21 protein-coding genes are annotated in these 20,335 nt (G+C 68.8%); 13 read left to right on the plus strand and 8 right to left on the minus strand.

Going from position 1 to position 20,335, the window contains the following annotated elements; all coding sequences use genetic code 11:
- Positions 1 to 66 precede the first annotated feature (66 nt).
- From JOD67_RS32215 to JOD67_RS32225, 3 genes are read left to right on the plus strand one after another with little or no spacing between them, the layout of a single operon-like run.
- Positions 67 to 804, plus strand: coding sequence for a class E sortase (locus JOD67_RS32215; protein WP_307782630.1), 738 nt, complete (start codon positions 67 to 69; stop codon positions 802 to 804).
- Position 805: 1 nt separating this feature from the next.
- Positions 806 to 961 (plus strand): hypothetical protein, encoded by a 156-nt coding sequence (locus tag JOD67_RS32220; RefSeq protein ID WP_205121463.1) that lies wholly within the window; start codon positions 806 to 808, stop codon positions 959 to 961.
- Between the two features lie 54 nt (positions 962 to 1,015).
- On the plus strand, positions 1,016 to 2,536 hold the full coding sequence (locus tag JOD67_RS32225; protein WP_205121464.1) for an amidohydrolase family protein: 1,521 nt from the start codon (positions 1,016 to 1,018) through the stop codon (positions 2,534 to 2,536).
- A 10-nt stretch (positions 2,537 to 2,546) separates the two neighbouring features.
- Here JOD67_RS32225 and JOD67_RS32230 read toward each other — a convergent pair whose 3' ends face one another.
- Genes JOD67_RS32230 through JOD67_RS32240 form a run of 3 tightly spaced genes read right to left on the minus strand, consistent with a single transcriptional unit; the run spans position 2,547 to position 6,583 of the window.
- Positions 2,547 to 3,629 carry an ABC transporter permease gene (locus JOD67_RS32230; protein ID WP_307782631.1) on the minus strand — a complete coding sequence of 361 codons (1,083 nt, stop codon included), beginning with the start codon at positions 3,627 to 3,629 and terminating at the stop codon, positions 2,547 to 2,549.
- Complete coding sequence (locus JOD67_RS32235; protein ID WP_205121465.1) at positions 3,630 to 4,622, minus strand: ABC transporter permease; 993 nt, start codon at positions 4,620 to 4,622, stop codon at positions 3,630 to 3,632.
- A gap of 2 nt (positions 4,623 to 4,624) precedes the next feature.
- On the minus strand, positions 4,625 to 6,583 hold the full coding sequence (locus JOD67_RS32240) for an ABC transporter substrate-binding protein (RefSeq protein ID WP_205121466.1): 1,959 nt from the start codon (positions 6,581 to 6,583) through the stop codon (positions 4,625 to 4,627).
- 179 nt (positions 6,584 to 6,762) lie between these two features.
- Here JOD67_RS32240 and JOD67_RS32245 point away from each other — a divergent pair, with 179 nt between their 5' ends.
- On the plus strand, positions 6,763 to 8,274 hold the full coding sequence (locus JOD67_RS32245) for a beta-N-acetylhexosaminidase (RefSeq protein ID WP_205121467.1): 1,512 nt from the start codon (positions 6,763 to 6,765) through the stop codon (positions 8,272 to 8,274).
- Here JOD67_RS32245 and JOD67_RS32250 read toward each other — a convergent pair.
- Genes JOD67_RS32250 through JOD67_RS32260 form a run of 3 tightly spaced genes read right to left on the minus strand, consistent with a single transcriptional unit; the run spans position 8,271 to position 9,979 of the window.
- Positions 8,271 to 8,759 (minus strand): YbaB/EbfC family nucleoid-associated protein, encoded by a 489-nt coding sequence (locus tag JOD67_RS32250; RefSeq protein ID WP_205121468.1) that lies wholly within the window; start codon positions 8,757 to 8,759, stop codon positions 8,271 to 8,273. The two genes, JOD67_RS32245 and JOD67_RS32250, sit on opposite strands and share 4 nt — an antisense overlap.
- A 30-nt stretch (positions 8,760 to 8,789) precedes the next feature.
- Positions 8,790 to 9,680, minus strand: coding sequence for a hypothetical protein (locus JOD67_RS32255; RefSeq protein ID WP_205121469.1), 891 nt, complete (start codon positions 9,678 to 9,680; stop codon positions 8,790 to 8,792).
- Positions 9,677 to 9,979, minus strand: a complete 303-nt coding sequence (locus JOD67_RS32260; protein ID WP_205121470.1) for a hypothetical protein — start codon at positions 9,977 to 9,979, stop codon at positions 9,677 to 9,679. Before JOD67_RS32260 ends, JOD67_RS32255 begins: the two co-directional genes overlap by 4 nt.
- A gap of 104 nt (positions 9,980 to 10,083) precedes the next feature.
- Here JOD67_RS32260 and JOD67_RS32265 point away from each other — a divergent pair, with 104 nt between their 5' ends.
- Genes JOD67_RS32265 through JOD67_RS32305 form a run of 9 tightly spaced genes read left to right on the plus strand, consistent with a single transcriptional unit; the run spans position 10,084 to position 18,655 of the window.
- Entirely contained in the window at positions 10,084 to 10,788 is a 705-nt protein-coding gene (locus JOD67_RS32265; RefSeq protein ID WP_205121471.1) for a hypothetical protein, read from the plus strand.
- Positions 10,789 to 10,800: 12 nt separating this feature from the next.
- Positions 10,801 to 11,598 carry an MBL fold metallo-hydrolase gene (locus JOD67_RS32270; RefSeq protein ID WP_205121472.1) on the plus strand — a complete coding sequence of 266 codons (798 nt, stop codon included), beginning with the start codon at positions 10,801 to 10,803 and terminating at the stop codon, positions 11,596 to 11,598.
- Positions 11,599 to 11,634: 36 nt separating this feature from the next.
- Positions 11,635 to 13,389 (plus strand): SulP family inorganic anion transporter, encoded by a 1,755-nt coding sequence (locus tag JOD67_RS32275; protein WP_205121473.1) that lies wholly within the window; start codon positions 11,635 to 11,637, stop codon positions 13,387 to 13,389.
- Positions 13,390 to 13,436: 47 nt separating this feature from the next.
- Positions 13,437 to 14,039, plus strand: coding sequence for a TetR/AcrR family transcriptional regulator (locus tag JOD67_RS32280; protein ID WP_205121474.1), 603 nt, complete (start codon positions 13,437 to 13,439; stop codon positions 14,037 to 14,039).
- Between the two features lies 1 nt (position 14,040).
- Positions 14,041 to 15,210, plus strand: coding sequence for an FAD-dependent oxidoreductase (locus JOD67_RS32285; RefSeq protein WP_205121475.1), 1,170 nt, complete (start codon positions 14,041 to 14,043; stop codon positions 15,208 to 15,210).
- Complete coding sequence (locus tag JOD67_RS32290; RefSeq protein WP_205121476.1) at positions 15,207 to 15,689, plus strand: tetratricopeptide repeat protein; 483 nt, start codon at positions 15,207 to 15,209, stop codon at positions 15,687 to 15,689. The genes JOD67_RS32285 and JOD67_RS32290 overlap by 4 nt, the downstream gene beginning before the upstream one ends.
- The gene (locus JOD67_RS32295) at positions 15,686 to 16,681 is read left to right on the plus strand and encodes a phosphotransferase family protein (RefSeq protein WP_205121477.1); all 996 of its coding nucleotides are present in this window, start codon (positions 15,686 to 15,688) and stop codon (positions 16,679 to 16,681) included. Before JOD67_RS32290 ends, JOD67_RS32295 begins: the two co-directional genes overlap by 4 nt.
- Positions 16,682 to 16,692: 11 nt before the next feature.
- Positions 16,693 to 17,916, plus strand: a complete 1,224-nt coding sequence (locus JOD67_RS32300) for an acyl-CoA dehydrogenase family protein (RefSeq protein ID WP_205121478.1) — start codon at positions 16,693 to 16,695, stop codon at positions 17,914 to 17,916.
- Positions 17,906 to 18,655: an SDR family oxidoreductase gene (locus tag JOD67_RS32305; protein WP_205121479.1), complete on the plus strand. Its 750-nt coding sequence runs from the start codon at positions 17,906 to 17,908 to the stop codon at positions 18,653 to 18,655. The genes JOD67_RS32300 and JOD67_RS32305 overlap by 11 nt, the downstream gene beginning before the upstream one ends.
- Here the strand turns inward: JOD67_RS32305 and JOD67_RS32310 are convergent.
- Both JOD67_RS32310 and JOD67_RS32315 read right to left on the minus strand, forming a co-directional pair.
- Entirely contained in the window at positions 18,648 to 19,379 is a 732-nt protein-coding gene (locus tag JOD67_RS32310; RefSeq protein WP_205121480.1) for a sulfotransferase-like domain-containing protein, read from the minus strand. The genes JOD67_RS32305 and JOD67_RS32310 overlap by 8 nt on opposite strands.
- The gene (locus JOD67_RS32315) at positions 19,376 to 20,287 is read right to left on the minus strand and encodes an aminotransferase class IV (RefSeq protein WP_205121481.1); all 912 of its coding nucleotides are present in this window, start codon (positions 20,285 to 20,287) and stop codon (positions 19,376 to 19,378) included. Before JOD67_RS32315 ends, JOD67_RS32310 begins: the two co-directional genes overlap by 4 nt.
- Between the last annotated feature and the right edge of the window lie 48 nt (positions 20,288 to 20,335).

Below are 20,335 nucleotides of genomic sequence, written 5' to 3' on the forward strand. Positions count from 1 at the left end.
CGAAGACAGCCGCGACCAGTAACGCTCATCTGGTCAGTCCATGGGGATCGGTGCTGGCGTGCGGTGGTGAAGTGTTACTTTCGGCTAACGAGTGACTTCGAAGAGTGGTTATGGACATCGGCCTTGAAAAGGGACATATCTTTCGCACTGAGGGTCGCCGCCGAGGTGTGCCTGACGCTCGGCGTGCTGGTGGCGCTGTTCGTCGGGTACGAGCTGCTGTGGACGAGCCACGTCACCGGCGAGGCGCAGCGCGAGGCCGCGTCGTCGTTGCAGCGGGCCTGGATACCGCCACCACCGTCGACTCCGTCGACTCCGTCGAGCAAGGGCGTCCCGGCTGACCCCGCGCCCAAGCTGGGCGAACCGTTCGCGATGCTTCGGATCCCGCGCCTGGGCGACGCGTGGCAGTGGGCGGTGTACGAGGGCGTTCGAAGGGACGACCTGCGCAAGGGGCCCGGCCACTACCCCGACACGGCGCGGCCCGGCCAGGTCGGGAACGTGGTGATCGCCGGGCACCGGACGACGAACGGAGAGCCGTTCGCGCACCTCGACCGGCTGCGGAACGGCGACCAACTCGTCCTCGAGACGGCATCGAGGCGGGTGGTCTACCGCGTGGACGCGGCCGAGATCGTCCCGCCCACGCGGATCAGCGTGCTGCTGCCCGTACCGAACAAGCCAGGCGCAAAGCCGACGCAGGCGCACCTGACGCTGGTGACCTGCCACCCGCGCTGGGGCTCGACCTCGCGGCTGATCACGTACACCACGCTGGTGAGCTCGACCCCGCGCCGGCTGCCCGGGAAGGTGTGAGATGTACGCCTGGATCTGGCGCAGGCTGCCCGGCGGAGTGCCGACCAAGCTGCTGTGCGCCGTAGCGCTCGGAGCGGTCGTGCTGTGGCTGCTGTTCGGCTACGTCTTCCCGTGGCTGGACGACCACCTCGGTTTCAGCGGCACGTTGTGGACGTAAGGCCATTCGCCTGGAAGCCTGTCCCCGGAAGTGTTCGGGTCGGCTGGAGGACCGATGGCAGTGATCAACAGGCGGGCGTTCTTGTCGTGGCTGTCGACGAGTGGGCTCGCGCTTACGGGCGTCGCGGCGCTGACTGAGCCGGCTTCGGCCGATCGGGGCGGCGAGGACGTGCTCGTGCTCGCCGGCGGGACGCTGATCGACGGTACGGGTGGGAAGCCGCGGCACAACGCGACGATCGTGCTGGTCGGCGACCGGATCGTGGCGATCGGCCGTCCCCGGCACGCGCTGCCCGAGGGCGTGAAGGTCGTGGATCTGCGCGGCAAGTACGTCCTCCCCGGCCTGTGGGACTCCCACGCGCACACCGACAACCTGCCGAAGATCCACCTGCCGCTGTGGATCGCGAACGGCGTCACCTCGGTCCGCGAGATGTGGGGCCTGGCGCACCTGCCCGCGATGCGGGAGCGGATCGAGGCCGGCGAGATCCTCGGGCCGCGGATGGTGATCGCCAGCAAGATGATGGACGGCCCGTACGCGGGGTCCAGCGTCCCGTCGAACGCGGCCGTCGTCCGTACGCCCGAGGAGGCGCGCGCCGCGGTCCGTGCGGCCAAGAACAGCGGCGCCGACTTCGTCAAGATCTGGTCGCTGCTGGAGCCGGAGCTGTTCGAGGCGATCGCGACCGAGGCACACCGGCGCGGGCTGCCGCTCTCCGGGCACCTGCCCGACCGCGTGCCGGTGCTCGACGGCATCCGGGCCGGCATGACGACGATGGAGCACCTGCACGGCATCCCGCTCGACGTGTCGTCCCGGCGGGACGAGTTCCGCGCGCTGATCAACAGCACGCCGGTCGATCCGGCGAACCCGGCGGCGTACTACTTCTTCGTGCGCCAGTTGGAGATGGAGGCGATCAAGTCGTACGCCCTGCGCCGCGCGGAACGGCTGTTCTCCGCGCTCCGGCGCTCGCGTACGGTGCTCACGCCGACGATGACCGTGCAGCGCTTCTTCACGTTCCCGCCGTCGTTCCACCGGGCGGACCCGCGGGTGAAGTACATGCCGCCGTGGTTGGTCGAGTCGTGGAACGCGAACATGGGCCCGGAGTGGACGCCCGCGCAGATCGAGGCGGGGCAGGCGTACTACCGCGCGGTCCTGGAGCTGGTCGGGTCGATCAACGAGGCCGAGGTGGTCCAGCTGGCCGGCTCGGACTCGCTGGTGCCGTACCAATTCGCCGGCTTCAGCCTGCAGGACGAGCTCGGCTGGCTGGTGGACGGCGGCCTCACGCCGATGCAGGCCATCCTCGCCGCGACCCGCAACCCCGCCCGCATGGTTGGCCTCGGGCACCTGAGCGGGACCGTTCAGCCCGGCAAGTGGGCGGACCTGCTGGTGGTCGACGCGGACCCGCTGGTGAACATCCGCAACACCCAGCGCATCCACGCCGTCGTGACCCGCGGCCGGTTGATCACGCGGGCCGAACGCGAACGCATGCTCGCCGCCGTCGCGGCCGAGGCCCAGGTCACCCCACCACCGGCAGCCCCGGCCGCCAACTGCTGCGGAACCACCGGCATCTACGTCCGCCACTAGCCGCACCCGGCTAGCTGCCGTAGGGGTCGGCGGCGTCGCGGAGGCCGTCGCCGACGAAGTTGAGGGCCATCACGGTGACGATGACGGCGGCTCCGGGGAGGAGTAGCCACGGGGCGCTGGCCAGTACGCGGATGTTCTGCGCGTCCTGCAGCAGCACGCCCCAGGACACCGCGGGTGGGACCAGGCCGAGGCCGAGGAACGACAGCGCCGTCTCGGCCAGGATCACCGACGGCACCGCCAACGTGAGCGTCGTGATGATGTAGCTCGTCATGCCCGGCAGCAGATGCCGCACGATGATCCGCCCCCGGCCGGCCCCGTCGAGCTCCGCCGCCAGTACGTAGTCCTCCGTACGCAGCTCGAGGAACTTCCCCCGGATCACCCGCGCCAAACCGGTCCATCCGATCAGCGACAGGATCAGCGTGATCGCCAAGTACGTCTGCACCGGCCCCCACCCCGGCGGCACCGCGGCGGCCAGCCCCAGCCACAGCGGCAACGTCGGGATCGACATGATGAACTCGATCCCCCGCTGGATCACCGTGTCCGGCGCGCCACCGAAGTATCCCGACACCCCGCCCAGACACACCCCTAGTACCAACGCCACGACGACGCCGAAAAGCCCTACGGACAAGGATATTCGCGCCCCATACAGCAGCCGGCTCGCCAGGTCCCGCCCCTGCGCGTCGCCACCCAGCGGATAGAACGGCTCCCCCGCCCGCACCGGACCGAGGAAGTGCCGGTCGAACGGGATCAGCCCGAACAGCTTGTACGAAGCACCCTTGGCGAAGAACCGCAGCGCGATCGGCTTCGACTCGTCGACGGTGAACCGCCGTTCCATCGTCTTCGGATCCGCGGACGACCGATACCCGTCGACGTACAGCCGCGGCCCACCCTCGAAGCCGACGCGCACCTGCTGCGGCGGCGCGTACGCGTAGGTCGAGTGGTACGCGCTCTGCGTCGTCGGTGCCCAGAACTCACACGTCGCCGCGCCGACGTACGCCAGTCCGACCACCACCATGCACACGACCGCCAACCGGTGCTTGCGAAACCGCCACCACATCAGCTGGCGTGGCGACGCGAACGAGACCTCGGCCACCTACATCAGCCCCGATCGGATGCGCGGGTCGACGACCGCGAGCAGGATGTCCGACACCAGCGTCCCGAACACGGTCAGCACCGAGACGATGAGGATGATCGAGCCCGCCAGGTACATGTCCTGCGCCTGCAGCGCGCCGAGCAGCAACGGTCCCGTACTCGGCAGCCCGAGCACCTGCGCCACGATCACCTCGCCACCGAACAGCCCCGGCAGGATCCAGCCGGCCGTCGAGATGAACGGGTTGAGCGCCACCCGGACCGGATAACGCAGCAGCACTTGACGTTCGGTCAGCCCACGCGCTCGTGCCGTGACGACGTACGGCTTGTGCAGCTCGTCGAGCAGGTTCGCCCGCAGTACCCGGATCGTTCCGCCGACGCCTTCCAGCGAGAGCACGAGGACCGGTAGCCACAAGTGGGCAAGCAGATCCAGCACCTTGCCGAGGTTCCAGCGCGCGTCCACCCACTCCGGCGAGAACAATCCGCCGACGGACACCCCGGCGAAGCGGAACATCAGGTACGACACCGCGAGCGCCACCATGAACCCCGGCACCGCGATGCCGAGAAACGCGAAGCTGGTCAGCACATAGTCGCCGACGGAGTACTTCTTGATCGCCGAGTAGATGCCCGCCGGCAATGCGACAAGCCAACCCAGCAAGAGCGTCGAGACACCGAGCACGATCGTCCACGGCAGTCGCTCGGCGAGCAGCGCCGACACCGGCCGGCCGTACTTGAACGACTGCCCGAAGTCGCCGTGCAGCACGATGTTGCTGATCCACTTCCAGTACTGCGTGAGAACGGACTGGTCGAGCCCGTACCGCACCCGCAACGACGCGAGGTACGCAGGATCCGCACCCTGGCCGGACTTCTCCAGGTTCGCGGCCAGCGTGGTCAGGTAGTCGCCCGGCGGCAGCTGGATGATCAGGAACGCCACGATGGAGATCCCGAACACGGTCAGGACCATGTACGTGAGCCGCCGCAGAACGAAGTAGCCCATGCTCAGTGCTTCGACGGGTCCTCGTACGAGACCTGCTCCAGCAGCGTCGCCATGTCGCCGCCGACGTGATAGCTCTCCATCGCGTGCTCGCGGATGTTGTACAGATCGGCGTTCGCCACCATCGGGTGCGTCGGCGTCATCACGGTCCCGATCACCCAGACGTTCTTGTCGTGCAGGTCGAGGATCGCCCGTCCGAGCTCGAGCCGCTTGGCCTCGTCGACCTCCTGCTTCAGCTGGTCGTACAGCTCCTGCAGCTTGCGGATGTCGCCGGTCGGCTCGGTGCCCTGCTCACCGTTCGACTGGTACCACACGCCGTTCATCGGTGCCCAGAACGCGCTGAGCGCGGTAGGGACGACCGACCCCGGGTCGATGTCCCAGATGTAGGTTTCGGTTGTGCTGCAGGCGATGTCGTACTTCGCCTCGGGTACGCGCTGCCACCACAGCTCGCCGGCGATCAGGTGCGCGAACGCGTTGATCCCGACCTTCGCCCAGTAGTCGACGACGAGCTGGTAGAGCTCGACGAGGTCCTGCTGCTGGATCATCAGCTCCAGTCGCAGCTTCTTCCCGTCGAGGCGGAGCCGGAAGCCGTCCTTGTCGCGCTCGGTCAGGCCGAGGCCGTCGAGCAGGCTGTTCGCCTTGGCGACGTCGTACTCGATGAAGCGTTGGCCCATGCCCTTGACGAAATAGATGTCCTCGGCCTGGCCGCACGGGTGCTGGATGATGCCCTGGCCGACGTACAGCGTCTCGTTCAGCTCCTGCCGGTTGATCGCATGGGAGAGCGCGGCGCGGAAGTCGGCCTTGCCGAACAGGTCGCGCAGGATCGTGTCGGGATGGTTCTGGTTGAGGCTGATCGCCGGCAGCGCGGCGTCGTCCTTCCAGGACAGGACGCGGTAGCCGTTCTTGTCGGCATTGCGCAGCAGCACGGGCATGTCCCGGAACGTCAACGCGGCCGTGCCGATGTCGAGATCGCCGTTCGCCGCCCGAAGCACGATCGTCTCCGGCTCGGCGAAGAACCAGGTGATCCTGTCGACGTACGGCAGCTGCCGCCCGTCCGGATCGACCTTCCAGTAGTACGGGTTGCGTTCGGCGACGGCCTGGCCGCCGGCTTTGGCGGGCTTGGCGATCTTCCACGCCCCCAGCACGGGGCGGTCGGGGTTCAGCCAGAAGTCGTTCTTGGCGGCGAACAGGTCGTTCCAGCCGTTGTACGCCTCCGCCTTCGCCTGCTTGGTGAGCGACGCCAGGTCGGTGAAGTCGGGATGGAACTTGCTCAGGTAGTGCTTGGGCTGCATCAGACCGAGCGCCGCGTCAGGGAAGCAGAAGAACTTCAGCAGCAGGCCGTGCGGGGCGGCGAACTTGAACGCGATCGTGTGGTCGTCGATCTTCTCGAAGTCGACCGCTTTGCCCTGCTGGGAAAGCCATCCCCACGGCTGCGGAGTCAGGGTCTTGTTCAGCAGCACGTGGTCGTGCACGAACATCAGGTCGTCGGTCGTGAACGGTGTGCCGTCGGACCACTTGACGCCTTCGCGGAGGTGGAAGACGTACGTACGGCCGCCGTCCTCGATGTCCCACGACTCCGCCAGCCCGGCTTGCGGGGCGGTGGACTCGAGGTTCCACTCGGCCAGGCACGACCTGCCGAGGTTGCGCATCGGGTAGCCGTCCGCGGCGTCGATCTGGCCCTTGCGGAACGTTCCACCGAACGATCCGGGCTTGGTCATGGGCTGCACCACGAGGGGCTTGTTCGGCAGCCGTTCGGAGAGCTTGGGGAGTTTTCCCTGCTGCACAAGGGCCGCGAGCATCGGCGACTCCTTGGCGCCGGCGTCCGCGCCGGTGTTGCCGTTGCCCTTTCCCTCGTCCGGCCCTTCGGGATCGGTGGAGAGGAACGAGCAGCCAGCCAGGGCGGAGCTGCCGCCGACAAGTGCTGCTGTCAGAAGCAGCGATCGGCGTGAGATATCGATTGCCAAGGTGAGTCGCTCCTTGCCGAGGAGGAGGCGCCCGGATCTTGGGAACGATAGTTGCGAAATTGCCCAAGACAACAAAGCTGACCAAAAGCCGGCCTGAGTCTGCCCGATCGGGCAGGTTTGCCTTCCCGTTCGGTCCTCGGACTGGCAGAGCGAGAAAACGATTGCCTAGGGTCGAGTCGATGATCCCGTTGCCTCAGCGTTTCTCCTTGTCCGATGGGCGGTTCGCGTTCGCCCCCGCGATGCGACTCACAGGTCCGCCCGACCTCACCGCGCTGGTCCGGCAGGAGCTCGGCGACCTCGGCGTCGGCTGGTGCGAGACGTCGACGGGCGAGATCCCCGCCCTGGCTGTCGGTCTCGATCCCGCGCTCGCCCGCGAGGGGTACGTCGTGCGGATCTCAGCCGACGCCGTCCAGCTCTCCGGCGGATCCGCGGCCGGCGTGTTCTACGGACTGCAGACGCTGCGGCAGCTGTTGCCGGCGTCGGCCTTGCGGCGCGCGCAGGGCTTCCACGACTGGTCGTTGCCGGGTGGCGAGATCGCGGACGAGCCGTCGTTGTCGTGGCGCGGCCTGATGATGGACGCCGCGCGACACTTCATGCCGAAGGACTTCCTGTTCAAGCTGATCGACCTGCTGGCGTTGCACAAGCTGAACGTGCTGCAGCTGCACCTGACCGACGACGAGGGCTGGCGGTTCGACTGCGCGCGGTACCCGCTGCTGACCTCGGTCGGCGGCTGGCGGCCCGAGACGCGGATGCATGCTCAGCCGACCGGCGACGGCACGCCGCACGGCGGCTTCTACACCCAGGACGACCTGGCCGAGATCGTCGCGTACGCGGCGCGCCGGTTCGTCACCGTCGTGCCGGAGATCGAGCTGCCGGCGCACGCGGCCGCGGCGATCAGGGCGTACCCGGCGCTGGGGACCGCGGAGCCGTCGACCGTCCTGAACGTCGAGGACTCCACGCTCTCGTTCGTCTTCGACGTGCTGGACGAGGTGCTCGCGGTGTTTCCGAGCGAGTTCGTGCACGTGGGCGGCGACGAGGTCCCGCCGGGACCGTGGGAGCGGGATCCGGGTGCGCTCGCGCGGATGCGGGCGCTGGGGCTGACGGACGCGGCACTGTTGCGGGACTGGTTCATGGGTGAGGTCGGCCGCTGGTTGTCCGCACGAGGGCGGCGGATGGTCACCTGGGGTGGACTCGATCCCCGCTTCGCGCCACCGAACGCGGCGGTGATGTCATGGCAGAGCATCGAGGCCGGCGTCGAGGCCGTACGGTCCGGGCGGGACGCGGTGATGGCACCCGCGTCGCCGACCTACTTCGACGCCTACCAGTCCGAGAGCGACGACGAACCGATGGTGATGGGCGGACTCACGACCGTGGAGTCGCTCGTCGAGTACGCGCCCGTTCCGCCGTCCTTGTCCGCGGCGGAGGCGGAGCGGATCCTGGGGACGCAGAGCGAGATCTGGACCGAGTACCTGCCGACGCCAGCGCGGGTGGAGTACATGGTGTTCCCGCGCCTGTGCGCGTTCGCCGAGGCCGCGTGGCGGACGACGCAGAGCCGTTCGTACGCCGACTTCCTCCCTCGGCTGCGCGCGCACCTGCCCCGGCTGGACGCGCTCGGCGTCAACTACCGGCCGCTGGACGGCCCGCACCCGTGGCAACGCGGTGGGACGGGCCGCTTCCGCCGACCTCGCTAGGACGAGGGCGGCGGCGGGCTGGCGTCCTCGGCGAGCTTGCGCATCCTCTCGATGTACACGTCCAGCTCGCCGTCCATCCGGACCGTGTCCTGCATGAACTCGTTCATCTGCTGCTTCATCGCCGTGACCTGCTCGTTGAGCTCTTCCATGTCCGGACGGCCGTCCTCGCCGAGCGTGACGTCCAGCACGACCTGGATCTGCGCGTGCGTGTCCTGCCGAGCCGCGTTCACCAGCCGCACGATCTCGGCGGCCAGGTCCTCCGACGGCATCCGAAGGACGCGCGGGTCCAGGGTCAGGGAGGTGACGCCAGCCGACTCGGAGAACGACACCTGGATGCGCTCGTCGTCGCTCTTGGCGGTGCCGGTCACCTCGTTGATCTTGGCCTGCAGCTCCTCCGCGCGGGCGAGCTGCTCCCGCTGCTGGGCGATGATCTCCTCCGGAGACTGCAGCAGGTCCCTCAGATCAAAGCTGTCCGACGCCGACATTCCCCGACTCTCCTAGCATGATGAGCGAACTCAGACCTTGACCGCACGAAGGTACTTCTCGGCGATGTCCTTGACGATGTCGACCCCGGACTGGCCCAGATTCGCCCAGCCTCCGCCCTCGATGTCGCCGATCTTGTACGCGTCGGTGCCGGCGGCGTTGAGGGTCATCAGGCCGACGATGCCGGCGTGTGCCCAACCGACCTTCACCATGATCTCGTCCATCACCTGGATGACCTTGCGCGCGATCTCGACGACCGGCTTGAGGCTGGTACGGAACGACATGGCCGTGCCCTGGCCGACGACGGGGATGAGCATCAGCGCCCAGAACACGATCGCCATCGCCGCGAGGAAGACCATCAGCGCCATCGAGATCGACAGCTGGACGAACCGCAGCATCGCGACGGTCCCGGTCATGGCCGCGTTCACGTAGCCGAGGTGGGACGTTCCGAGGATGCCTACCCGGTGCGAGGTGAGCAGCCGGCTGAACGCCTGTTGGTCGTCGGCCGCCCACTGCTGGTCGGTGATGCTTTGGGCATGCTCTTCCAGCTCGTTGTGCAGATCGCCACCGATCTTCGCCGACTCGTGCATCTTCGAGCAGGCGCGCATCATCGCCCCGGTGTCGGTCTTGATCAGGAACAGCCGCACCGGAACGCTCGTCATCACGTCGGTCGGGATGATCTGGGTGACGATGCTCGCCGACTTGGGCAGCCGGATCACGCGCGTCGGCCGCATCCCCTTGTTCGACGCCCTGGTCGCGATCTTCTGCAGGCTGTTGAGCATCAGACCGCTCTTCGCCGCCGGCACGGGCATCAACAGCTCCCAGAACGCCGTACAGGCAGCCAGCGAGGAGTAGAACGCGATGTTGCCGAAGGCCTCGCCGGGGCTGACGACGCCCTCCATCGAGTCGTACGGATTGCTCATCGCGGCACCCCCGGCATCGGCGCCGTACCCTCGGCGTACGCCCAGTTCTTCGACGTCTTCTGCGCGGCTTCGTTGATCTCGACGGAGACCTCCTGCTTGATCTCGTACGACCGCTCGACGTACTCCGCACCGAAGAAGAACGCCGCCACGACGAACATGCCCCCGCCGGAGCCCGCGCCCATCATGTCGTTCTGGGCATCGGCGGCGAGCTGCTTGGCACGCGGCATGTGCGCCTCGGCGGATCGCTCGATCCGTTTGCCGAGCTCGCTCACGAACTCCCAGTCGACCCGCTTTGTCATGCGGGGAAGCCTAGCGGCGGAGCCGGCGCTCGCCCACGGACCCGTCGGTGAGCTGTGGATAACTGCCGTACGACGTCGAGCGGTCACGCATTAGGGTGCTCGGGATGAACTACACGATCCTGCAGACCCCCGGGGATCCGGCCCACGTCGTCGACGCGCTCGCCTCGGTGGGCAGCGGCACGCCCGACCAGGCCGGAGTCCAGGCCTCCCATGGCTGGACCAGCGTGCGGCTGGAGAACGAGGCCGCCGCCGGCAGCTTCGGCCCGCTGCTCGTCGGGCTGCTCAAGGTCCCCGTGCTGGCGTGGTCGGTCGACGACACGCGCTGCCGGGTCACGTACTACCGGCCGACCGGCGACCCGATCGAGGCCTCCGACCGCGCCGAGGACGTCGACCGGCTCGTCAAGGCGTTCACCGACAGCGTCACCACGCTCGCCGCCGAGGACGAGAGCGGCAGCAGCCAGGCCAAGGCTCTCGAGGCCGGCGCCGGCACGCCGCAGGACCAGCACCGCGCGCTCGCCCAGCGGCTGGGCGTCCCGTACGTCGTTCCCGGCCAGACCGCGCAACCCAGCGTGGTCAAGCCGTCGCTGACCGAGAGCAGCCTGCCTCTCGGTGCTCAGGACTTCCGCCGCCGCGCGTCGCTGCGGAACACCCGCAGCTGGCTGCACTTCGCCTCCGGCCTCGGCCTGGTAGCGATCCTCCTGCTGGTGATCCGCGGCCCCTGGATCGGCATCCCGATCGCGGCCGTGGTCATCGGCATCCTCCAGCTGGTCCGCTACCTCCTCGGTCGGTCACTTCCGCGCGAGGGTTAGGCGCCTCGTTTCGTGAGGGTCGGAGAGATCGCACTGGATCCGGTGGCGGACGGCTCGTTCGTCGCCCGGCCGGCGTACTTCGGTGCGCACGTTCCGCCCGACGCGCATCCGGAGCTGTTCTCCCGCCACGGTGCGGCCTGGCTGCCGATCGGGTGCTTCCTCGTCCGTACGGGCTCGCGGGTCGTGCTGGTCGACGCCGGGCTAGGGCCGTCGCTGGAGGACGTCGCCGAGGGCATGCTGCTGGTCGGCGGGCAGCTCCTCACGGGGCTGCACGCGCTGGGAGTCGGTCCGTCTGATGTGACGGATGTCGTGTGCAGTCACCTGCACAGCGACCACGTGGGGTGGCTGTTCGACCTGTCGTCGGTGCCGGTCTTCCCGCGGGCAACGATCTGGTTCGGGCTCGGGGACTTCGAGCATTTCGTCAGCGGGGCGGGGTTCATGCAGCCGCACATTCGGTCGGGGTTCTCCGACAGCTCCCGGCTCCGGTTGGTGGACGAGGACGTGACGGTGGCGCCCGGTGTCACCGTGCTCCGTACGCCCGGCCACACGCCCGGGCACCTGTGCGTCGTGGTCTCGTCCGGCCCCTCCCGCGCCCTGTTGCTGGGTGACGCGATCACCTGCCCGATCCAGCTCGACGAGCCGACCTGGCACTCCCTGGGAGACGTCGACCCCGCCCTCGCGAACCGCACCCGCGAGCTGATGTGGCGCGAGCTCGAGCAGGAAGGAACGGTAGGAACCGGCGCACACTTTCCCGACCTCCGCTTCGGCCGTCTCCTCGAGGGCAAGGCCAGCCGCCGCTGGCATATCTGAGCCCTCGCGGCTGGCCTCGAGCCCTACCCTGAGCGAATGTCGACTGGCGAGACCCGTGGGCTGGGGCGGTGGGCTCCCGGCCTGTCCGAGCTCCGGCGCTACGAGCGCGGGTGGCTGCGCGGGGATGTGGTGGCGGGGGTCGCCGTGGCGGCGTACCTCATCCCGCAGGTCATGGCCTACGCCGAAGTCGCCGGGCTCCCACCCGTCACTGGCCTCTGGGCGATCTCCGGCTCGCTCGTCGTCTACGCGATCCTCGGCTCCTCGCGTCAGCTGTCCGTCGGCCCCGAGTCCACCACCGCGCTGATGACGGCCACCGCCATCGCGCCGTTCGCCGCGGGTGATCCGGGCAAGTACGCCGGACTCGCCGCGGCCCTCGCGATCGTCGTCGGCGCGCTCTGCATCGTCTCCAGGCTCGGCAAGCTCGGGTTCCTCTCCGACCTGCTCTCCAAGCCCGTCCTCGTCGGCTACATGGCCGGCGTCGCGGTGATCATGATCGTGAGCCAGATCGGCAAGGTGACCCGCCTCGACTCCACCGCCGACTCGTTCCTCGGAGACCTCGCCTTCTATGCCACCCACCTCGCCGACACGCACCTCCCGACGCTCCTGCTCGCTGCCGGCATGCTCACTGTCCTGCTCGTCGTCGGCCGCATGTTCCCGCGGGCACCGATCCCCCTCATCGCGATGCTGCTCGCCATCGGCGTCGTGATGGTGTTCGGCCTGCAGCAGCTGGGCATCGAGGTCGTCGGAACGATCCCCGCCGGTTTCCCCGTCCCCACCGTCCCCGACGTCACCGCCCACGACTGGTCCGTGCTCCTGCTCCCCGCCGTCGGCCTCGCGATCGTCGCGTACAACGACAACATCCTCACCGCCCGTGCGTTCGCGAGCCGCAACAGCTACGCGGTCGACGGCAACCAGGAACTGCTCGCGCTCGGTGCCGCCAACGTCGCGGCCGGCGTCATGCAGGGCTTCCCGGTCAGCAGCAGCGGCAGCCGTACGGCGATCGGCGACTCGCTGAAGAGCCGCACCCAGCTCTACTCCCTCGTGGCGCTGGCTGTGGTGATCGTCACAGTGCTGTTCCTCCGCCCCGTCCTGGCCAGCTTCCCCACCGCCGCCCTGGGCGCGATCGTCATCTACGCCGCGATCAGGCTGATCGACCTCGCCGAGCTCAAACGTCTGATCCGGTTCCGCCGCAGCGAGTTCGTGATCGCGATCGCGACGACGATCTCCGTGCTCGTCTTCGACATCCTCTACGGCATCCTCGTCGCGGTCGGCCTCTCGATCCTCAACCTGCTCCGCCGCGTCGCCCGCCCGCACGACGCGATCCTCGGGTACGTACCTGGCCTCGCCGGCATGCACGACGTGGACGACTACCCCAGCACCAAGCTCGTTCCCGGCCTCGTCGTCTACCGGTACGACTCGCCGCTCTTCTTCGCCAACGCCGAGAACTTCAAGAAGCGCGCGCTCGAGTCCATCGACGCCGCGGACCAACCCGTGGAGTGGTTCGTGCTCAACGCGGAGGCGAACGTCGAGATCGACATCACCGGGGTCGACGCCCTCGACGAGCTCCACGAGGAGCTCGAGCGGCGCGGCATCGAGTTCGCGCTGGCCCGCGTCAAGCAGGACTTGCGCACCGAGCTCGAGGCCGCGGGCATCGTCGAACGCGTCGGCGAGAACCGCATCTTCCCCACCCTCCCGACCGCGGTGCAGGCGTACGTCGAGGCGTACGTCGCACGCCACGGCGCGCCACCCGAGGGCGTGACCATCCAAGAGCCACCCCGGCCACCCATCTAAAGCCCAGCGGTTTGTGACTGACTGGTCAGTCATGATAGAACGAAGGCATGGCTCCACGCCGCGTCGACGCCGAAGCAAGGCGGACGGAGATCCTGGCCGCCGCCGTCCGCACGTTCGCCCGCAAGGGCTACGCCGCCACCCGGATCGAGGACGTCGCCGCGGAAGCGGGGATCGGCAAGGGCAGCGTCTACCTGTACTTCGACAGCCGCGAGTCCCTGCTCCACAGCGCGTTCCAGGCGATGACGACCGCCTCGCAGGGCGTCCTCGACGCGGCACGCGAGGGAGCCGGCACACCGCTCGAGCGGCTCGCCGGGCTGATCCGCGACGTACTCGGCATGATCGCGAGCGACCCCGACCTGTCCGTGGTCCTGCTCGACTTCTGGGCGGCAGGACGTCTCGGCGACGCGCCGCAGCCGATCGACATGGCCCAGCTGTACGTCGACTACCGGGCCGTCATCGTCGCGTTGCTCCGTGAGGCCGCGACCGAGGGAACGGTCCGCGAGGACGTCGGCGAGCAGGAGGCGATGGTCCTCGTCGGCGCCATCGAGGGTTGCATGCTCCAGTGGGTGATGGACCCGCGGATCTCGCTCCCAGGTCTCGCCGAGCCGATCGTCGCCGTGTGCATCGACGGACTGAGGAAGGAGAAGTGAGATGAGAGTCGTGATCATCGGAGCGGGCATCGCCGGGCTCGCGCTGGCCCAGCGGCTCGACGCGCAGGGCAACGAGGTGACCGTGCTGGAACGGTCGAACGGTCCGCGCCAGCAGGGCTACATGATCGACTTCTTCGGGCCGGGCTACGACGCGGCGGAGGCCATGGGTGTCCTCCCCCGCATGAGCGAGCTCGGCTACCGGCTGGCCGAAGCGGGGTGGTACGACGCGAAGGGACGGCGCCGGGCCACGCTCGATCTCGGCGTGTTCTCGGCGAAGATCGAGGGCCGGATGATGAGCATCATGCGTCCCGACATCGAGCGCGCGCTTCGCGAAAGCCTGCCCGCGCGGGTCGACGTCCAGTACGGCACGAGCTTCGTCGACCTGGACGAGCTCGACGCCGACCTGGTCGTCGGCGCGGACGGCATCCACTCGACCGTACGTCACCGTACGTTCGGCGGCGACGACAGCGACTACCTGCGCCACTTGGGATTCCATACCGCCGCGTTCATCTTCGACGATCCCGAGATTCACGCCGCGGTCCAGGGCAAGTTCTGCTTGACGGACACCGTCGACCGGCAGGTCGGCCTCTACGCGATGCGCGACGGCCGGGTCGCGGCGTTCACCGTGCACCGCTCCGACGACCCGAACCTTCCGGAGGACCCGCGCGAGGCACTCCGCCGCGAGTTCGCCGGGCTCGGCTGGCTCGTTCCGCAAACCCTCGAGAAGTGTCCACCAGGCAACGAGGTCTACTACGACGTGGTCGCGCAGGCCGTCCTGCCGAAGTGGAGCAAGGGACGCGTCGCGCTCGTCGGCGACGCCTGCTACGCGGTCTCCCTCGTCGCCGGTCAGGGTGCGTCGCTCGCGATCTCCGGCGCGTACGTCCTCGCCGACCAGCTCGCGCGACATGGCACCGTCGCGGACGCGCTCACCGGCTACGAGCAGGTGTGGCGTCCCGTCGCGGAGGAGAAACAGGAGGCGGGACGCAAGGGCGTCCGGTGGTTCCTGCCCCGCAGCCGCTTCGACCTGTGGACCAGGCGAACGATGATGAAGGTGTCGCGGCTCCCCGGGATGGACCACCTCATCGTCGGCGCGTTCACCGGCAAGGTCGTCACCGTCGTCCGGGATCTCGAAGCGAGCGCGGGATCGCGGCGTGACATGCTGGCTGGATGACCGACGACTGGGAGCAGCGGGTAGCAGCGGCGTGGGCAGAGATCGACGAGCATGACGAGGTCGCGTTCCGCGTCCTGATCGACAAGCTGGCCGCCGAGTTGCCGGCGGGGAGTGCGATCGCCGCGTTCGAACGGGCTTGCGCGTTCGACTCGACCGGGCATCCCGACCAGGCCGTTCCGCTCTACCAGGAGGCGCTCGAGACCGGGCTGACCGGCCTCCGTCGGCGCCGGGCGAAGATCCAGCTGGCGAGCTCGATCCGCAACCTCGGCAGGCCGCAGGAGAGCGTCGAGATCCTCACCGCCGAGCTCGACGCGGAGTCCGACGAGCTCGACGACGCCGTCAAGTGCGTGCTCGCCCTCGCGCTCACCGATGTCGGTCGCGAACGGGAGGCCGTCTCGCTCGTCGTCGGCGCGCTCGCCCGCCACCTGCCGCGCTACCAGCGTTCGATGGCCAACTACGCACGCGCGCTGGTGGAATGACCGCGGCTGAGCTCGACCTGGCGGGCCTCCGGAACCTCCTCGACCGCGAGCGCCCCGGCCTCGTCAACGGCCCGTTGACAGCGGAGCTGATCACGGGCGGCAAGTCGAACCTCACGTACGCCGTCACCGACGGCGCAGCGAGCTGGATCCTCCGCCGCCCGCCGCTCGGCCACGTTCTCGCCACCGCACACGACATGGGCCGCGAGTACCGGGTGATGGCGGCGCTCGCGGACACGGCGGTACCTGTACCGCGCATGCTCCTGCCGCACGAGGACCCACCGTTCTACCTGATGGAGTACGTCGAGGGAACCGTCTTCCGTACGCCGGAGCAGACCGCCGGCCTCGGCCGGGAACGGGCCAGGACGATCAGCCACCACCTCGTCGACGTCCTCGTCACCCTGCACGCCGTCGACCCCGCGACCGTGGGCCTGGCGGACTTCGGCCGCCCAGACGGCTACCTGGAACGCCAGCTCCGCCGCTGGAGCCAGCAGCTCGAGGCCTCGAAGAGCCGCGACCTGCCCGACCTCGACACGCTCGTCGAGCGGCTGCACAGCACCGTGCCCCGGACGAGCAGGCACTCGATCGTGCACGGCGACTACCGCCTCGACAACACGATCGTGCGAGAGGACCGCATCGCCGCGGTCGTCGACTGGGAGATGGCCACGCTCGGCGACCCGCTCGCCGACATCGGCCTGCTCACCGTCTACTGGGACCTCTCGATGGCCAACCCGCACAACCCCGTCGGCGGTGGGGTCACGCGAGAGGCGGGCTTCCCGACCTCGGACGAGTTGGTCGCCTACTACGCCGAACAGAGCGGCGTCGAGCCCGAACGGCTGCCCTGGTACCGCGCGTTCGGCCACTTCAAGCTCGCCGTCATCGCCGAAGGAATCCACTACCGCGACCTGCGAGGGCTGACGGTAGGACCTGGCTTCGATCGCATCGGTGAGTTGGTCGTGCCCCTCGCCCGCAGCGGCCTCGAGCTGCTCAGCTAAGGAAGGCCGGGATGGACTTCGCCTACGACGCTCGCACCGAGGAGCTGCGCGCCGCACTCGACACGTTCCTGCGCGACCACGTCTATCCCGCCGAGCCGGTCTTCGCCGAGCAGCTCGAGACGACGCCGGCCTGGGAACGGCCGCCGATCGTCCAAACCCTCAAGGCCGAAGCCAAACGACACGGTCTCTGGAACCTCTTCCTGCCAGGCGAGAACGGCGCCGGCCTCAGCAACCTGCAGTACGCGCCACTCGCCGAGCTCACCGGCCGCAGCCCGGACCTCGCGCCGGAAGCCCTGAACTGCGCGGCTCCCGACACCGGAAACATGGAGCTGCTCCAAGAGTTCGGTACGCCAGAACAGCAAGCCACGTGGCTCGTTCCGCTCCTGAACGGCACGATCCGCTCCGCGTTCTGCATGACCGAGCCGGAGGTCGCCTCCTCCGACGCGACGAACATCGCGACCAGCATCACCGCCGACGGCGACGACTACGTCATCGACGGCCGCAAGTGGTGGTCCACCGGCGCGATGGCACCAGTGTGCGAGCTGCTCGTGGTGATGGGCCGGACGAACCCGGACGCGGCCAAGCATCGCCAACAGAGCATGGTGCTCGTCCCCCGCTCGACGAGCGGCGTCGACGTACGCCGTGGCATGCGGCTGTTCGGCTACACCGACAGCGCGCATGGCGGCCACGCCGAGGTGGTGTTCGACAATGTCCGCGTACCGAAGGGCAACCTGATCGGCAACGAGGGCGACGGATTCGCGATCGCGCAAGCCAGGCTGGGACCTGGTCGCATCCACCATTGCATGCGGCTCATCGGCATGGCCGAACGCGCGCTGGAGCTGATGTGCCGCCGAGCGGTCGAGCGGACGCCGTTCGGCAAACCGCTGGCCGAGCAGGGCGTCGTTCAGGACTGGATCGCGGAGTCGCGGGTACGGATCGAGCAGCTGCGGCTCCTCGTGCTCAAGACCGCGTGGCTGATGGACACGGTCGGCAACCAGGGTGCGCACACCGAGATCCAGGCGATCAAGATCGCGACCCCGTCCTCGGTCGAGTGGATCATCGACAAGGCTATCCAGGCCCATGGCGCGGCCGGGCTGTCGCAGGACTTTCCCCTTGCCTCGTTGTGGACCGCTGCTCGTTCGCTGCGGCTCGCGGACGGCCCGGACGAGGTGCACCGGCGTTCGCTGGCCCGCCGCGAGCTCCGGGCCTACCGGAAGGATCCCCATGCCCACTGAGCAAAGTCGGGTCGCGATCGTCACTGCGGCGAGCCGCGGCATCGGTCTCGCGATCGCGCAGGCACTGGTCGATCGCGGCGACCGGGTCTGCGTCACGGGCCGCAAGCCGGAGGGGCTCGAGGCCGCGGTCGCGTCGCTGGGCGGCGCCGCGATCGGCGTCGCCGGGCGGGCGGACGACGTCGAACACCAGTCCGCCTGCGTGCAGGCGACGATGGAGGCGTTCGGGCGGGTCGACCTGCTCGTGAACAGTGCCGGCATCAACCCCGTGTACGGGCCGTTGCTGGACCTGGACTTCGACGCGGCGCGCAAGATGCTCGAGGTCAACGTCCTCGCGCCGATGAGCTGGGCACGCCACGTTCACCAAGCCTGGATGGGCGAACACGGCGGGGCGATCGTGAACGTCGCGTCCATCGCAGGCCTGCGCACGACGCCAGGCCTCGGCTTCTACGGCATCACGAAGGCGGCGCTGATCCAGGTGACCGCGCAGCTCGCGTCGGAGCTCGGCCCCCAGGTGCGGGTGAACGCGGTCGCGCCGGCCGTGGTCAAGACGACGTTCGCGACGAAGCTGTACGAGGGTCGCGAGGAGGAGGTCGCGGCGCGTTATCCGCTGCGGCGGTTGGGCGTTCCAGCCGACGTCGCCGGGGCCGTGGCGTTCCTGCTGTCGCCGGAGGCGTCGTGGATCACCGGGCAGACGTTCGTCCTCGACGGCGGCCTGACGCTGTCGGGCGGCCTCATCTGAGGCCGGATCGCTCGCGCAGGTAGGTGTAGTGCGACAGGCAGACCTCCGCGACCTCGGCCGGCTGCCCTGTCAACTGGGGATTGCGCGGCCGGTACGGCTCGAAGCCGGTCGAGCGCCACACCGCGTCGTACCAGTGCGGCGCCCAGACGCCGTCGCTGTCGCGCGGTCCGGCGGGCCAGCTGAGCATCCGCGGCGTGAACTCGAGGTCGTGCTGTTCGCACAACGCACGCAGGTGATTCTCCGGGTCGCGGAGGAAGTCGGCGGCGTCGATGACGGGCGGCGGCGTGCCCGCGGCGGCCAGCTCGTCGTACAGAACGACCTGCTGGCGCAGCCCGATGTCGTCCGGCTCGACCGAGGCCCGGCTCCTGACGTACGAGGCGACGACCTCGCGCGGGTCGCGGATCAGGAGCACGTTCGACAGCCGGCCGATCCACGCGCGGTCGATGCCGGGCAACAGGTGATGGCTCATGTGCTTCTGGTAGAAGACGCGTACGCCGTCCGGCACCGGTCCGAGCAGCGACTCGACGACGCGCTCCCACGAGGGCTCGCCGGCCGCGATCACCTCCTCGCGGACGGGATGGTCGAGCCCGGTCTCAGCCAAGTAGTGCGCGTACAGCGGCTCGTCCACGACGACCGAGTCCGAGCGGTTCTCCCAGGCCCGCATCATCGCGGTGGAGATGTTGCGCGGCCCCGACCAGATGGCGAGCCGTACGACGCCGGTCATGCGCCGGCCCGCTCGGTGACGTCGCGGTCGACCAGCTCCCGATAGAGGTCGCGCAGCCTTCGTACCATCGGTCCGGGCGGCGCGTCGCCTATCGTACGACCGTCGACCTCGCGGACGGGCACGACGCCGCCGAAGGTTCCGGTGACGAACGCCTCGTCCGCGCCGTAGACGTCGGTGAGGCTGAAGTTCCGTTCGTACACAGGGACTCCAGCCTCCTTGCAGACGTGGACGATGTTGCCGCGGGTGATGCCGCCGAGGCAGTAGTCTCCGGTCGACGTCCACACCTCGCCCCGCCGGACGATGAAGAAGTGCGTGGAGTTGCAGGTCGCGACGAAGCCATGCGGATCGAGCATCAGCGCCTCGTCGGCGCCGGCCGTGTAGGCCTGGATGCACGCGGTGATGTCGTTCAACTTGCTGTGTACGTTGAGCTTCGGGTCGAGGATGTCGGGTGAGCAGCGGCGTACGTGCACGGTGAACAGCCGTACGGACGACGCGCTCGGCACCTTGTACTCGGGCACGATCGCGATCGTCGCCGGGCCCGGCGCGAGGCGCGGGTCCTGGTACAGCGTGTGCTTGACGCCGCGGGTCACCATCAGCCGGAGGTGTACGCCGTCGGTCATCTCGTTCGCGCGCAGCGTCTGGTAGATCGCGTCGGCCAGCTCGGCGCGGGTCAGCCCGATGTCGAGCACGAGCACCTTCGCGCCCTCGTACAGCCGATCCAGGTGCTGGTCGAGGAACGCGGGATGCCCGTTGTGGATGCGCAGGCCCTCCCACACACCGTCGCCGAACACGAAGCCCGAGTCGAACACCGACACGACCGCGAGGTCGCGGCGCACGAGCTCACCGTTCAGGTAGACGAGGACATCGGCGTTCCGCGGGTCGTCATCGGCGGCATGTGCTCCAGTCACGTTCCCACCCTAGGCCGTGTCGGGCAGAGATCGCCTGGCGCGCGACAC

The sequence above is a fragment of the Tenggerimyces flavus genome (assembly GCF_016907715.1).
GTDB classification, from domain to species: Bacteria; Actinomycetota; Actinomycetes; order Propionibacteriales; family Actinopolymorphaceae; genus Tenggerimyces; species Tenggerimyces flavus.